General features: G+C 67.8%; 13 protein-coding genes, 1 tRNA gene and 1 pseudogene. 11 read left to right on the top strand and 4 right to left on the bottom strand.

Annotated features, from left to right (window positions below):
* Position 1 precedes the first annotated feature (1 nt).
* The gene (locus tag LFT46_RS06700) at positions 2–1,459 is read left to right on the top strand and encodes a benzaldehyde dehydrogenase (RefSeq protein ID WP_236821648.1); all 1,458 of its coding nucleotides are present in this window, start codon (positions 2–4) and stop codon (positions 1,457–1,459) included.
* Positions 1,460–1,566: 107 nt separating this feature from the next.
* Here the strand turns inward: LFT46_RS06700 and LFT46_RS06695 are convergent, their stop codons facing one another.
* Positions 1,567–1,800, bottom strand: coding sequence for a hypothetical protein (locus LFT46_RS06695; RefSeq protein ID WP_236801764.1), 234 nt, complete (start codon positions 1,798–1,800; stop codon positions 1,567–1,569).
* 129 nt (positions 1,801–1,929) lie between these two features.
* Positions 1,930–3,345: an NAD(P)H-quinone dehydrogenase gene (locus LFT46_RS06690; RefSeq protein WP_236801763.1), complete on the bottom strand. Its 1,416-nt coding sequence runs from the start codon at positions 3,343–3,345 to the stop codon at positions 1,930–1,932.
* Between the two features lie 103 nt (positions 3,346–3,448).
* Here LFT46_RS06690 and LFT46_RS06685 point away from each other — a divergent pair, with 103 nt between their 5' ends.
* Both LFT46_RS06685 and LFT46_RS06680 read left to right on the top strand, forming a co-directional pair.
* Positions 3,449–4,267: a purine-nucleoside phosphorylase gene (locus LFT46_RS06685; RefSeq protein ID WP_236801762.1), complete on the top strand. Its 819-nt coding sequence runs from the start codon at positions 3,449–3,451 to the stop codon at positions 4,265–4,267.
* Positions 4,268–4,324: 57 nt separating this feature from the next.
* Positions 4,325–6,073: a phospho-sugar mutase gene (locus tag LFT46_RS06680; protein ID WP_236821647.1), complete on the top strand. Its 1,749-nt coding sequence runs from the start codon at positions 4,325–4,327 to the stop codon at positions 6,071–6,073.
* A 70-nt stretch (positions 6,074–6,143) separates the two neighbouring features.
* Here the strand turns inward: LFT46_RS06680 and nirD are convergent, their stop codons facing one another.
* The gene (nirD, locus tag LFT46_RS06675; protein ID WP_236821646.1) at positions 6,144–6,527 is read right to left on the bottom strand and encodes a nitrite reductase small subunit NirD; all 384 of its coding nucleotides are present in this window, start codon (positions 6,525–6,527) and stop codon (positions 6,144–6,146) included.
* A gap of 345 nt (positions 6,528–6,872) precedes the next feature.
* Here nirD and LFT46_RS21330 point away from each other — a divergent pair.
* The 8 genes and pseudogenes from LFT46_RS21330 to LFT46_RS06625 form a co-directional block, all read left to right on the top strand.
* Positions 6,873–8,642: pseudogene (locus LFT46_RS21330) on the top strand (FAD-dependent oxidoreductase); the annotation flags it as partial.
* A tRNA-OTHER gene (locus tag LFT46_RS06655) sits at positions 8,612–8,731 on the top strand. The pseudogene LFT46_RS21330 and the gene LFT46_RS06655, both read left to right, overlap by 31 nt.
* A 19-nt stretch (positions 8,732–8,750) precedes the next feature.
* Positions 8,751–9,428, top strand: a complete 678-nt coding sequence (locus LFT46_RS06650; protein ID WP_236821643.1) for a hypothetical protein — start codon at positions 8,751–8,753, stop codon at positions 9,426–9,428.
* Positions 9,429–9,430: 2 nt separating this feature from the next.
* Positions 9,431–10,462, top strand: a complete 1,032-nt coding sequence (cobA, locus tag LFT46_RS06645) for a uroporphyrinogen-III C-methyltransferase (protein WP_236821642.1) — start codon at positions 9,431–9,433, stop codon at positions 10,460–10,462.
* 14 nt (positions 10,463–10,476) lie between these two features.
* Entirely contained in the window at positions 10,477–11,640 is a 1,164-nt protein-coding gene (locus LFT46_RS06640; protein WP_236801754.1) for a uroporphyrinogen-III synthase, read from the top strand.
* Between the two features lie 214 nt (positions 11,641–11,854).
* Positions 11,855–12,724 carry an FAD-dependent oxidoreductase gene (locus tag LFT46_RS06635; RefSeq protein ID WP_236821641.1) on the top strand — a complete coding sequence of 290 codons (870 nt, stop codon included), beginning with the start codon at positions 11,855–11,857 and terminating at the stop codon, positions 12,722–12,724.
* A 172-nt stretch (positions 12,725–12,896) separates the two neighbouring features.
* Positions 12,897–13,616: a deoxyribose-phosphate aldolase gene (gene deoC / locus LFT46_RS06630; RefSeq protein ID WP_236801752.1), complete on the top strand. Its 720-nt coding sequence runs from the start codon at positions 12,897–12,899 to the stop codon at positions 13,614–13,616.
* Positions 13,617–13,668: 52 nt separating this feature from the next.
* Positions 13,669–13,932 carry a hypothetical protein gene (locus LFT46_RS06625; RefSeq protein WP_236801751.1) on the top strand — a complete coding sequence of 88 codons (264 nt, stop codon included), beginning with the start codon at positions 13,669–13,671 and terminating at the stop codon, positions 13,930–13,932.
* A gap of 137 nt (positions 13,933–14,069) precedes the next feature.
* On the opposite strand, the gene LFT46_RS06620 is transcribed toward LFT46_RS06625, so the two are convergent.
* A complete protein-coding gene (locus tag LFT46_RS06620; RefSeq protein WP_236821640.1) occupies positions 14,070–14,882 on the bottom strand; it encodes a metal-dependent hydrolase in 813 nt (270 codons plus the stop codon).

The raw sequence follows: 14,882 nt of genomic DNA, 5'->3' as shown, positions 1-14,882 counted from the left end.
GATGTCCCTCCTCGATTCCGCCCCCTGGGACGGCAACATATACCTCAACGGCTGGCGCAAGGGCGGCGGCGGAACCGGAACCAGCGTTGAACCGGCCACCGGCGCCCAGCTGGGCAACTACGGGGTCGCCTCCGTCGAGGACGTCCGGGAAGCTGCCACCGCGGCTGGGAAGGCCCAAAAGGACTGGGCCGCGCGCAACCCGGAGGAGCGCGCCGCCGTGCTGCGCCGCGCCGGCCAGCTCTGGGAGGAGCACGCCGCGGAGGTCCAGGACTGGATCGTCCGGGAATCCGGCGGCATTGCGCCCAAGGCAGGGCTGGAAATCCACATTGCCGCGAACGAATGCTACGACGCCTCGGCGCTGCCCTCGCTGCCGGCCGGGGATGTGCTCACCTCCAACGAGAACCGCTGGTCCTTTGCCAGGCGCCGCCCCGTGGGCGTCGTCTCCGTGATCGCGCCGTTCAACTTCCCACTGATCCTCTCCATCCGCGCCGTCGCCCCTGCCCTGGCGCTGGGGAACGCCGTGCTGCTCAAACCGGATCCCCGGACCGCTGTCTGCGGCGGCGTCACCCTCATGCGGATCTTCGAGGAGGCCGGCCTCCCGCCGGGGCTGCTGTCGCTGCTGCCCGGCGGCGCGGACATCGGTGCGGCCGTGGTGGAGGCGCCGGAAGTTCGCGTCATCGCCTTTACGGGTTCGACGGCGGCCGGGCGGAAGATCGGCGAGACCGCCGGACGCCTGCTCAAGCGTGCCCACCTGGAGCTTGGCGGCAACAACGCACTGATCGTGCTGCCGGGTGCGGACCTGGCCAAGGCCGCGTCAGCCGCCGCGTTCGGATCGTTCATGCACCAGGGCCAGATCTGCATGGCCGCGGGCCGTCATATCGTGCACGAGGACATCTACGACGACTACGTTGCCGCGCTGTCGGAAAAGGCCGCCCACCTTCCGGTCGGTGACCCAAAGAGCGGCACCGTGGCGCTGGGACCGGTCATCGATGAGCGGCAGCTGCACCGCGTGGACGGCATCGTCCAGGAGGCAGTGAAGGGCGGCGCCCGCGTGGCGGCCGGCGGTACCCACGATGGACGCTTCTACCAGCCCACCGTACTGGTGGACCTCAAGCAGGACAGTCCGGCCTGGAAGGATGAAATCTTCGGTCCCGTGGCCCCGGTAACCAGCTTCTCCACCGTGGAGGAGGCAGTGGCCCTGGCCAACGACAGCGAATACGGCCTGTCCATCGGCATCCTGGGCGATGTCGGCATGGCCATGACCATTGCCGACCAGCTGGACTCCGGCAAGGTCCACATCAATGAGCAGACCGTGTCGGACGAAGCCAATTCGCCATTCGGCGGCATGAAGGATTCGGGCAACGGCTCACGGATCGGCGGCCACCACGCCAACATGGAGTCCTTCACCGAAATCCAGTGGCTCACCATGCGCCCGGACATCGCCCCGTATCCGTTTTAAGCTGGCGCTGCCGGTTCACCGGAAGCGCCTCAGACCGTGGCCAGGAAAGCCGCTGCCGGTCCTGCAAACGGAAGCAGGACCGGCAGCGGGCAACTGAGCCGTTCCCCTTATTCGACTTCCCCGGCGGCCACGGCCTCCGCGTACTTGGTGAGGTCCGGGCCCGGCTGGAAGTCCACGAACTGGCCCTTCAGCTTCTCGAACAGGAATTCGTACACCTTGTCCTTACCGGATCCGGACAGCGATGAAGCCGCCTCCCGGACCGCTTCCTGCAGTGCCCGGTCGGCATCCAGCAGGATCTTTTCCCGCGCCTGCTCGTTCCACTTGATGCCCTGCAGTTCCATGGGCCCCTCCTTGCGTCGACGGCTGGTACAGGAACGGCCGGGAACTTCATGGAAATTCCCGGCCGCGCCTGGTTCGAGTCTAGGCAGGTGGCGCCGGAGGGGTCCAGCCCCGCCCGTGGCCGGGAAGATTTACATGTGGACGTGCAGTCGGCGGGCTGCCTCGGAGATGGACCCGGTCAGCGACGGGTACACCGTGAAGGTGCTGGCGACGTCGTCCACGTGCAGTTTCTGCTTCACCGCAATGGAAATGGGGAAGATCAGTTCGGACGCGTTGGGTCCCACCACCACACCGCCGATCACGGTGCCCGAGCCCTTCCGCGCGAAGATCTTCACGAACCCGTCCTTGGCGTTGCGCATCTTGGCGCGGGCGTTGCTTCGCAGGGAGAGCTTGATGATGTCGGCCTGGTACTTGCCGGATTCGATCTCCGCCTCGGACACGCCAACGTTCGCGATTTCGGGCGAGGTGAAGATGTTGGACGCTACCTGGTGGAGCTTGAGCGGGGTGACGCCGTCGCCCATGAAGTGCGCCACCGCGATGCGCCCCTGCATGGCGGCCACCGAGGCCAGCGGCAGGACACCGGTGCAGTCACCGGCGGCGTAGATGTTGGGGGCCGTGGTGCGGGACACGCCGTCCACCTTGATGTGGCCGCTGTCGCTGACCGCCACCCCGGCCTCCTCCAGGCCGATGCCGGCGGTGTTTGGGATGGAGCCCAGGCATAGCAGGCAGTGGCTGCCGGTCACCTTGGTGCCGTCCGAGAGCGTGACCACCACGCCGTCGTCCGTGCGCTCGACGGTCTGGGCACGGGAGCGGGACAGGACCCGGACGCCGCGGCGTTCAAACACTTCCTCAAGGACCACTGCGGCGTCCACGTCCGAGCCCGGCAGCACGCGGTCGCGGCTGGAGACCAGGGTGACTTTGGAGCCGAGGCCGTTGTAGGCGGACGCGAATTCGGCGCCGGTTACGCCGGAGCCCACCACGATGAGCTCTTCGGGCAGTTCATCCAGGTTGTAGATCTGGGTCCAGCTCAGGATCCGTTCCCCGTCCGGGCGGGCCGTTTCCAGTTCGCGCGGGTGCGCGCCCACAGCCAGCAGGACGGTGTCCGCTTCGATCGTCTCGGTGCCATCAACGGTGAGGACCTCGATGGTGTGGCTGTCCAGGAGGCGGCCGGAACCGGCGATGATGCGGACGCCCTGCTTTTCGAGGCCGTCGCGGATGTCCTGCGACTGGGTGCGGGCCAGGTTAAGGAGGCGGTCGTTGATGTGCTTGAGGTCGGCGCGCATCACGGGCACAAAGTCGCCGCCGTCGACGTCGAACTTCACGCCCAGCTCGCCGGCCTCGGCAACGCGCGTCATCAGGTCCGCCGTGGCAATGAGGGTCTTGGACGGAACCACGTCCGTCAGCACGGCGGAGCCGCCCAGGCCCGCGCGCTCAACGATGGTGACCGTCGCTCCAAGCGAGGCGGCCACCATGGCAGCTTCGTATCCGCCGGGACCACCTCCCAGGATTGCGATCCGGGGGGAACTGAAATCTGGGTGCGTAGTCACAGTCATCCATTCTCGCCCATTTACCGCCTGACCACCAAGAAATCAGGGCATGCTGCGGGCCGCAGTGACAGGGGTAACAGGGGCGGCAGGATAACTTGTACTGGTGAGTACAACAGACTTCCTGAACACGGACCCGTTCGCCGCCGCCCGCGCCGCCGCTGACTACATCGCCGAGGAGACCGGCGTGGACCGCCACGACACCGCACTGGTCCTCGGCTCCGGCTGGGGCGAGGCCGCCGACCTGATCGGCGAGACCACCGCCACCCTGTCCGCCGAGGAAGTCCCCGGCTTTCACTCCCCTGCCGTCGAGGGCCACGTGGGCACCATCCGCTCCGTGCTGACCAAGGGCGGCAAGCGCGCCCTGGTCCTGGGCGCCCGCACCCACTATTACGAAGGCAAGGGCGTCCGCGCCGTGGTGCATGGCGTCCGCACCGCGGCAGCCGCCGGGTGCGGCACCCTGGTCCTCACCAACGGCTGTGGCGGGCTCAACGAGGCCTGGGCCCCCGGCACGCCGGTCCTGATCCGGGACCACATCAACCTCACCGCGGCCTCACCGCTGGAAGGGGCCACATTCGTGGACCTGACGGACCTCTACTCACCAAGGATCCGCGGACTTGCCCGCGAAGTGGATCCCACCTTGGACGAAGGCATCTACGCGCAGTTCCCCGGCCCGCACTATGAGACCCCGGCGGAAGTGCAGTACGCCAAGCGCATCGGCGCCGACCTGATCGGCATGTCCACGGCGCTGGAGGCCATCGCCGGCCGGCACGCCGGCATGGAAGTATTCGGCATTTCGCTGGTCACCAACCTCGCCGCGGGCATCAGCCCCCAGCCGCTGAGCCACCAGGAAGTCCTTGAATCCGGCGAGGCTGCGGGTCCCCGCATCTCAAGGCTGTTGGCCGACATCATCGCCCGGCTCTAGCAGGACCACGCACCCGGGTGCATCACGGCGGGGTGCAATGACGATAGCGTTGTGCCCATGACCACTGCCGATGCCGAACTCCGCCTGCTCGCCGAGGCCCGCGAATGGGCTGCCCAGGACCCGGACCCCGTAACCAAGGCGTCCCTCCTGGAGCTTGTCCGCCTTGCCGACGACGGCGATCCGGCGGCCCGGCAGGAACTGGAAGACAGCTTCCGCGGCACGCTGCAGTTCGGCACCGCCGGCCTGCGCGCCGCCTTGGGCCCCGGGCCCAACCGGATGAACCGGGTGGTGGTGCGCCGCGCCGCGGCGGGACTCGCCGCTTTCCTGGTGGACGCCGTGGCCAATGCGGCGGCCGGCACCCGGCCGCGCGCCGTCGTCGGCTATGACGCCCGGCATAACTCCGATGTCTTTGCGGAGGAGACGGCCGCGATCTTCACCGCGGCCGGCATCGAGACGTTTCTGATGCCGGCCGCCCTCCCCACTCCCCTGCTGGCCTACGCGGTCCGCGCGCTGGACTGTGACGGCGGCGTCATGGTCACCGCCAGCCACAACCCCCCGCAGGACAACGGGTACAAGGTGTACCTGGGCCGGCATGCCGTGGCCGCGGACGGTGACGGTGCCCAGATCGTGGCCCCTTACGACGCCGAAATCGCTGCGCGCATCAGCGCGGTGGGACCGCTGGAATCAATTGCACTGGCAGCGGACGGGTGGACGGTCCTGGACGGCTCGCTGGCCGCCGGGTACGAACGGACGACGGCGGCACTCGCCATGGCGGAGCGTTTCCCCGCACGCGACCTGAAGATCGTCCTGACCCCGCTGCATGGTGTGGGCGGCGGCACCGCGCTGGACGTCCTGAGTGCGGCAGGTTTCACGGATGTCACCGTGGTGGCCGAGCAGGCGGAGCCGGACCCTGATTTTCCCACCGTCAGTTTCCCCAACCCGGAGGAACCCGGGGCGCTGGACCTCGCCCTGGAAGCAGCCGCGCGGCTGGATGCCGACCTGGTCATCGCCAACGACCCCGATGCCGACAGGGCCGCAGTTGCGGCGAAAGACCCTGACACCGGCGCCTGGCGGATGCTCCGCGGCGATGAAGTGGGGTCACTGCTGGGCGCGCACATGGTGGCCCGGCTCGCGGACGGCGCCCCCGGCGACGAAGCCGACGGCCGGGGCGTCTTTGCCAATTCGATTGTTTCCTCCCGGCTGCTGGACCGCATCGCCAATGCTGCCGGCTTCGCGCACCAGGAAACACTGACCGGATTCAAATGGATCTCCCGCGTTCCCGGCCTGGTCTACGGGTACGAAGAGGCACTGGGATACTGCGTGGCGCCGGACTTGGTGAAGGACAAAGACGGCATCTCCGCCGCGGTCCTGATCGCCGAACTCGCCGCCACCGCCAAAGCCGCAGGCAAGACGGTCTTCGACACCCTGGATGAGCTGTACCTCCAGCACGGCCTGCACGCCAGCGACCAGCTCAGCATCAGGGTTGCGGACCTGGGGCTGCTGGACGCCATGATGAACCGCCTGCGCGTTTCGCCGCCGGAATCGTTCGGCCAGTCAGCGGTGGAGGTCTTCACCGACCTTGCCGAGGGCACCGCCCAGCTGCCGCCCACCGAGGGCCTGCTCTACATCACCCGGAACCTGACCCGGGTCATCATTCGGCCCAGCGGCACCGAGCCCAAGCTCAAGTGCTACCTGGAGGTCATCCACCAGGTGGGATCCGCCGCGGAGCTGCCGGCCGCACGCCAGGCGGCCAGGGCTTCCCTGGACGAGGTCCTGCACGACGTCAGCGAAGCGCTGGGGCTTTAACAGGTCATTGAGCACGAAAGGGGCGCCGGACTGTTCAGAGTCCTGGCGCCCTTTTCCCAGCTCCGGCGAATTACTGGAGGCCCACCTCTACCAAGCCGTTGGTGACGCGGGTGGGGTACGCTGCGAGCCGCAGGCCGGGACTGGTGAAGCACTCCCCTGTCTCCAAGTCATAGACCTCCTTGTGCAGCGGCGAGGCGATGGTGGGCCTGGCACCCTTGGAGCCCAGGATGCCACGGGCCATGACGTGGGCTCCGGTGGCCGGATCCTCATGGGCCACGGCGAAGACTTCCTCCGGGCCGGTGCGGAAAAGCGCCACCTGGCGCCCCGCAACCAAGGCGGCCTCGCCCCACGCCGGTTCGAGGTCCTCAACCGCGCAGACACGGTACCAGCCGGTCTCAAATCCAGCGAGGTCTGATTCGGCGGCGAGCGCCCCAAGTTCCAGTGTTGCCGTCATGTCCGGCTCCTTTCCCTGTGCCTGTTGTCCTTGCAGCGGCTGCTTTTGCGGCCGTGTCCCACGCTAAGGTCCGGGTGTTTCATAGGGGTGCGGTACATGTGTCCGGCGCGTAAAAGAGACCTAACCCGGGTGGAAATGCATCCGTGATGCAGAAGTTAAGTTGACGAAACAATTGGGAAACTGAGGCGAAACTGCCCCTTCCTAGGCTGGAGGCACAAGCTGCAGAGCACCGTCTGCGGCCCATGCGAAAGGCCCACAGTGACCGAACAGACTTCAAGCACAGAGACTCCGCGCCGCATCGTCGTCGCCGGCGGCGGCCCCGCGGCCCACCGTTTTGCGGACGCCATGCATGCCCGGGGCCTCGACGGCTGGCATGTCACGGTCCTCACCGAGGAAGCCCACCTCCCCTACGACCGGGTGGCGCTCTCCAAGGCCCTCACCGATACCGGCGTGGACCTCACCCTGGGAACGGCCGGGATGTGGGAGCACGGTTCGCTGGTCCTAAAGACCGGCGAACGCGTGGTGAAGATCAACGCCGCGGCGAAGACGGTGGAAACCGCGGCGGGGAACTCCTACGCTTACGACGAGCTGGTGGTGGCCACGGGTTCGGACGCTGTCCGCCTGCCCATCCCGGGCGCCCAGCATGCGCACGTCTACCGGACCCTCGAGGACGTCTGGGCCATCAACAAGGCCATCGCAGAGCTCACTGAAAAGCTGGGCCGCAAAATCAACGCCGTGACCATCGGCGGCGGCCTCTTGGGCCTCGAGTCGGCCGCCGGCACGGAGCAGCTCGGCGCCACCCCCGTGGTCATCAACGGTGCCCCCTGGCTCATGAACACCCAGCTGGACGAGGGCGCCGGGCAGGCCCTTGGCCGCCTGATCGAGGCCAAGGGCTTCGAAGTGCACGGCGGCGTGTTCCCCAGCGAAATTTTGACGGACGACGACGGCCAGGTCACCGGCGTGCTGATGGCTGACGAACGCGTCATCCCGGCAGACCTGGTGATTGTCGCCGTGGGCGTCAGGCCCCGCGACGAGCTCTTCCGCGCGGCCGAGGGCGAGGAGCAGCTGTTCAGCCTGGGCCAGCGCGGCGGCGTGGCGATCAACGACTTCTGCGCCACCGAGGTCCCCGGCATCTGGGCCATCGGCGAGGTGGCCAACTTCGGTGGCATGTGCCTGGGCCTGGTGGCCCCCGCCAACACCATGGCCGAGATCGTCGCCGACCGGCTGCACGGCGGCGACGCCACGTTCCCGGGCTTCGACACCGCCACCAAGCTGAAGCTTTCCGGTGTGGACGTGGCCAGCTTCGGGGACGCCTTCGCCCGGACCGAACACGCTTTGGAGATCGTCTACGCAGACCCCGCCCGCGGTGTGTACCAGAAGATCGTCACCACTGACGACGCCAAGACCCTGCTGGGCGGCATCTTCGTGGGTGACGCCTCACCGTACATGAGCCTGCGTCCGCTCCTGGGCCGGGAACTTCCCGCCGAGCCCGGCGCCTTCCTCTCCGCGGCAGGCGGCGGAGAAGCTCCCGAAACCGAACTCCCCGACGACGCCACCCTCTGCTCCTGCAATAACGTCACCGCCGGGACCATCCGGGACACCATCAACGGCTGCGGAGCTTGTGAGGGGAATGCGCCGGTCCAGGAACTCGGCGAACTCAAGGGCTGCACCCGCGCCGGAACCCAGTGCGGTTCCTGCGTGCCGATGCTGAAGAAACTGCTGGAAACCGAGCTGACCAAGTCCGGCGTCGAGGTGTCCAAGGCCCTGTGCGAGCACATCGAGCTGTCCCGCCAGGAGCTGTTCGACGCCATCCGGGTCCTGGAGCTGACCTCCTTCGAGGAGATCATGGCCAAATACGGTACCGGCGCCGGCTGCGACATCTGCAAGCCCACCATCGCGAACATCCTCGCCAGCCAGAACAGCGCCTACGTCCTGGACGCCGGCCGCGGCACCCTGCAGGACACCAACGACCGTGCCCTGGCCAACATGCAGAAGGACGGGACCTACTCGGTGGTCCCGCGCATTGCCGGCGGTGAGATCACCCCGAAGAAGCTGGGCGTCATCGCTGCCGTCGCCGAGAAGTACGGCCTGTACACCAAGATCACCGGCGGCCAGCGGATCGACATGTTCGGTGCCCGGCTGGAGCAGCTCCCGGAAATCTGGAAGGAACTTGTAGACGCCGGCTTCGAATCCGGCCAGGCCTACGGCAAGAGCCTGCGCACCGTGAAGTCCTGCGTCGGGTCCACCTGGTGCCGCTTCGGCGTGCAGGATTCGGTGGCCATGGCCATCAAGCTGGAACTGCGCTACCGCGGCCTGCGCAGCCCCCACAAGCTCAAGATGGGCGTCTCCGGCTGCGCCCGCGAATGCGCCGAGGCCCGCGGCAAGGACGTCGGGGTGATCGCCACGGCCGACGGCTGGAACCTGTACGTCGGCGGCAACGGCGGCGCCACCCCGGCCCACGCCCAGCTCCTGGCCAAGGACCTGGACGACGAGACCCTCATCAAGTACATCGACCGCTACTTCATGTACTACATCCGCACCGCGGACCGCCTGCAGCGCACGGCCCGGTGGCAGGAGGAGCTCGACGGCGGCATCAAGCACGTTGAGGACGTGGTGGTCAAGGACACCCTGGGGATCGCCGCCGACCTTGAGTCCGCCATGGCCAGGCACGTGGACACCTACGTGGACGAATGGGCGGACACCCTGAAGGACCCCGAGCGGTTGCGCCGCTTCCGCTCCTTCGTCAACGCACCGGACCAGAAGGACGACTCCATCACCTTCGTCCCGGACGAGCGCGGCCAGATGCGCCCCGCCACCCCCGAGGAAAAGGGAAAGGTCCTGATCGGAGCCGCCATCCCGGTCCGCACGTCAACCACGGACAATACGGAAAAAGAGGCATAACCATGCAGCTCAGCATCGACCTCACCGGCCGGGACGTCCTGGTGGCCGGCACCGCCACTGCAGCGCGGCAGGCAGTGCGCCGCTACGAAGCCGCGGGCGCCGTCGTGCACCGCCTGGAGACCCCGCACAGCGCCGCCCTTACCCGGCTGCCGGAACAGTTGTTCCTGGTTGCAGCGGTCGCGGACGGACAGCCCGGCTGGGGCACATTGTTGGGCCGCTGCCGGGAAGCCGGCGTCCCCGTTGCCGCGGAGCCCGCCGCAGGGCCCGGAGGCAATGTCACCCTGGTGGGCGGTGGCCCCGGCACCCCTGACCTGCTCACCGTGGCGGCCGTCAAGGCGCTCCGGGACGCCGACGTCGTTTTCTATGACCGCCTGGCCCCGTACCAGGAGCTGCCGCTGCTGACCTCCGCCGAGCTTGTCGACGTCGGCAAGAAGCCGGGTCACCACAAGGTCAGCCAGGCGGACATCGAAAAACTGATGGTGGAAAGCGCGCTGGCCGGCAACAACGTGGTGCGCCTCAAGGGCGGCGACCCCTACGTCTTTGGCCGCGGCGGCGAGGAAGTGGCCGCCTGCGTGGCCGCGGGCGTCAAGGTCCAGGTAGTGTCCGGCGTCACCAGCGCCATCTCGGTGGCCGCCGCGGCCGGTATCCCGGTGACCCACCGGGAAGTCAGCCATCTGTTCACCGTGGTTTCCGGGCATGCCCCGCTCACCGAGAAGGAGCACCTGCACCTGGCTGGCCTGGGCGGCACAATCGTGGTGCTTATGGGCATCGGCACCCTCCACCAGCTGGCGGCAGGCCTCCGCCGCGCCGGCATGCGGCCGGACATGCCCATGGCCGTCGTGGAACGGGGCTACCGGCCCGGCCAGCGCACAACTGTCGCGGACCTGGGCACCATCACCTCCGCTGCTGCCGGCTGCAGCAACCCTGCAGTGCTTGTCATCGGCGAGGTGGTGCGGGTGGCTGAGGCCAACCGCGGGCACGCCGGCGCCGCCGCCGACCTGGACAGGTTGGCGGCTTCGCTGCTGGGATCATGAAAGGATTGACCCCCATGACTGCACTTGCACCGGTTGAACAAACGCAGGCCGAACCAACGCAGGCAGAAGCTGCTCCGGATGCCGCCGAGTCGCCGCTGGAGGGGTTCCGTATCGGCGTCACCTCTGACCGGCGGTCCCGGGACCTCATTGAGGCCCTGGAACGCCGCGGCGCCGAAGTCCTGCACGCGCCGGCGCTGAAGATCGCTCCCGTCCAGGAGGACATGCGCCTCATAGAAGACACCCGGGCCATCATCGCAGCCAAGCCGGACCTCTGTATCGCCACCACCGCTTACGGGATGCGCCGGTGGTGCGAGGCCGCGGACTCCTTTGGCATCGGCGACGAACTGTTGGAAACCCTCGGGAACTGCCGCATGTTCGTCCGGGGACCCAAAGCCCGCGGTGCCGTGCGGGCAGCCGGCCTTGCCGACGTCGGCATCAGCAGCGACGAAACCACCGCCACCCTGGTGGACATGCTGCTTGCTGAAGGCGTCCGCGGCAAGACTGTCGCCATGCAGCTGCACGGCTACACCGACGTGCGGCAGATCGAGCGGCTGCGGATGTCCGGCGCCACGGTCCTGACCGTCACGCCGTACCGCTGGGTGAAACCCGACGGCGAGGACCGGCTGCCCCGCTTGATCGAGGCTGCCTGCAGCGGAAACCTCGACGTCCTGACCTTCACCAGCGCCCCCGCTGTCGATGCCATGTGGAGCACCGCGCACGAGATGGGCCTGTATAAGCAGTTGGTGGAGAGCCTGAAACTGAACGTCACCACCGCCGTGGTGGGTCCCGTGACCGCGCAGCCGCTCCTGGACGCCGGCATCACACCGCTGATCCCCGAACGTTTCCGCATGGGCGCCCTCATCCGCCTGGTGTGCGAGCACCTTGCGCTGAACCACGTCCGCCGGCTGGAGACGCGCTCCGGAAACATCGAGCTCCGCGGCCGCTGCCTCCGCATCGACGGCCAGCAGGTGGAACTGGCGCCCGCTCCCCTGCTGCTCCTGCGCGCCCTGCTGGGTGCAGGCGGCGCAGTCCTGTCCCGTGAATCGCTCTCCGACCTGCTGGAACTCCGGGGATCCGTGCACGCGCTGGACATGACGGTGAGCAGGCTGCGTTCGTCGCTGCCGGACGGCAGGCTTATTGAGACCGTGGTCAAGCGCGGGTACCGGATCCGCGTCTAGTCCGGTTTCGAGGGGTGCCGCCGGGGCGGAATGTGTCCTGCGGCCGCCGGATGAGAGGTGTGTCACGGGTTGTGTTACCGGCCGGTAAATACTGGCGAACACAGGGCCCTGAAACAGCAACTGCGGGGAAACCTGCCGGAAAAAGCGCAAGCCTACGCTGGGTCTCATCACAGAGTTCCGGCCGCCCGGCGGCCGCCAGCGAAAGGGCCAGCACATGTCCGCTCCGGCACCCTCCCAGTCCTCATCCACCGCAACCCGCATCGTCATCGCCGGTGCCGGACCCGCTGCCCAGGCCCTGGTGGCGCAACTGGACCGGGCCCGGTTCACCGGCACCATCACCGTGCTGAGCAACCGCGACGACGCCCCCGAGGAACTGCTGGAGCTGGCCATGCTCCCCCAGGTCTCCGTCCGGTTCGGCCAGCCCGCCAGCCACATCGACGCTGCCAACCGCACCGTGGCCACTGCTGACGGCATGGAATTCGCCTACGACCAGCTGGTGATTGCCACCGGATCAGCCCCCGTGGCCAGCCCGGTGGAGGGTGCCGCGCAGTGCCTGAGCTATGCCACCATCGACGACGCACCACGCGTCGCAAAGGGCGTGCAGAAGGTGGCCCTGGAGCTGGGCAGGCGCCCCGTGGGAATCCTGGTCGGGACCGGTGCGGCGGCAGGACAGGCCGAGGCAGTCCTGCGGGCCAAAGGCGTACGTCCCATCCGCACCACCGCCCGGCCGGCCGCCATCGTCCCTGCCGTCGTGTCCGGTCCAGCTTCCCGCGTATCCGCATCCGCGGTGGTCTTCGAAGACGGCAGCAGCATGACCGGGGACCTGGTCGTTTTAGCGGAGGAGCGCGTCTCCCGGGACGGCCTGGCCGCCAGCGCAGGCCTGCAGACGGCGGCAGCTGGCGGCATCGTCATCAGCCGCGACTACCGCACCTCGGTGCCGGGGATTTGGGCGATCGGGGACGCCGCAGCGTTCGACGGCGTGCGGCTGGGGCTGCTGGTGGCAGCCGCTTCAGCGGCGGGCACCTGTGCAACGCAACTGCTGTCGGCCGCTTCGGCTGCGCCCGCCCTGCAGGCGGCTGCCTGACGGGGTCACCTGCAGGCGGCTGCCTGACGGGGTCACCTGCAGGCGGCTGCCTGACAGGTCACCTGCCGGCAGTGCCTGCGTGCCGGTGCCTGCTTTGGGTGCGCGCCGCTGTGACAAGATGGTTTCCGAAACCGAGTCAACGCCGGCCGCCCGGCCCTTCGAGAGGACCATCATGAGCAACGAAGCCACCGTGCACGCAGGCAACCCTGAGGCGGCCGGAGCCGCGAACATCGCCTCCTACATCGACCACACGCTGCTCAAGCCCGAAGCGTCGGAAGCCGACGTGCTGAAAGTGTGCGCAGAGGCGGCCGAGTACAAGTTCAAGTCCGTATGCGTGAACCCGATTTGGGTCAAGGCTGTTACCAAGGCGCTCAAGGGCTCGGGCGTCCTCACCTGCTCCGTGGTGGGCTTCCCCCTGGGGGCCACACCCACGGACGTGAAGTCGTTCGAAGCCCGCGGTGCGGTGCTGGACGGCGCCGATGAGGTGGACATGGTGATCAACATCGCCGCCGCACGGGCGAACGACAAGGGTGCCTTGACCGACGACATCGCAGGTGTGGCCGAGACCGTGCATGCGGGCGGGGCCATCCTGAAGGTCATCATCGAAACTGCCCTCCTGACAGACGAGCAAAAGGTGCTGGCCTGCCAGGCGGCGGTGGAAGGCGGAGCAGACTTCGTGAAAACCTCCACGGGCTTCAACGGCGGCGGCGCCACCGTCGAGGACGTAGCCCTGATGCGCAGGACAGTAGGCCCTGACCTGGGGGTCAAGGCCTCCGGTGGCGTACGGTCCCTGGCCGACGCGCAGGCTATGATTGCAGCAGGTGCAACACGAATTGGTGCCAGCTCCGGAATTGCCATTGTCAAGGGTGAACAGGGTTCAGCCGCCTACTGACCGGAACCGGAAGCCGCCACAGACCAAGCCCCGCGGGGCCGAGGAGGAACACATGTCCAGCCAGATCAACCCGTCCAGCCGGGACACGGCATCCAGCCAGGAACATGTCCGTACCCCGCAGAACGAAAACACCCTCGCGGGCAGCATTGTCCTCTTCGTGATCTGCTTCGCCCTGTTCCTGGGCTCCATCTACTCGCTGTCCTTCCTCAGCCTCGGCAACCCCTGGCCGATGGCCGTCTGCCTGGTCCTCTTCGCCCTGGCATTTTGGCTGCCGCAGACCATCTTCGGCCGCTCTGACTCCGCCGGCGAGCACTAACCCAAGTAGCTCGCAGTTGTTGTCGTTTTGAGGCTTCATAACGACAAGTACTGCCACCCAGTTGGGACAGGCAGCAACATCAGTACGGGCCCCGGACGCATCGTCCGGGGTCCGTTCTAGTATCTGCTTTTTGGCTGCTAGAACCAGAGCCTGATCCAGGCACCCGCCGCAGCGGCCACACGGCCCCAGTGGTGCTGGGCGATGGCCCACCCGGCCATGGTCATGCCCACCATCGCGTAGGCGCTGACCGGGATCAGCACCAGCCACTCCCGCTTGGAACCCGCCCGCCCCAGGAGGGGTACGGACAAGGCGCCGTTGGCCCGCCATACGTTCCGCAGCAGGGGCATGCGGCGCAGCATTTTGGGTGGCCGGACCACCAGAGGCCAAAGCAGCGGCACTCCCCCGGTGGTGATGAGGTCGCCCACGATGTGCACCACAACCCCGATCAGCATCGAGGTGGGCAGCCATGTCCACTGCTCCGGCGCGTAGACGGTGACCAGGCCGGCCATGACCAACGCGAAGATCCAGTTCGAGATAAAGCCGCTTTTGGGAAAGAGTTTCAGCGCCTTCGCTGCGATGTTGATCAGGAACATGCACAGCAGGCCGGCGCCGACGGACAGTCGGCCCCAGCCGGTGTCCATGTGGACCTGGGATGCCAGGCCGGCCAGGAATACGAACGCCGCCGCCCCCAGAATGGAATGCGTGCCCTGCCGGTGGCCGCCGCTGGCGTTTTCAATGCCGCGCGCTATCGCGTTGGACAGCGGCGGCAGTGCATGGGCCACCGTGCTTGAACGGTGGTCCCAGTCGCAGACCAGGGCCGTGCCGGCAGTGGCCATGCCGCCGATGAGGATCCCGGTGGGATCAAGCGGGTACCAGCCCAGGGTGTAGGGGCCGGTGGACGCAACAGCTACCCACGCCGCGGCTCCCGACGCGGCGTGGTGTCCTCCCAT

Origin of the sequence: Arthrobacter sp. FW306-07-I (genome assembly GCF_021800405.1) — a bacterium.
Taxonomy (GTDB): Bacteria; Actinomycetota; Actinomycetes; order Actinomycetales; family Micrococcaceae; genus Arthrobacter.
Note: the sequence above shows the minus strand (reverse complement) of the source record. Positions and strands in the feature narration are given on the sequence as shown.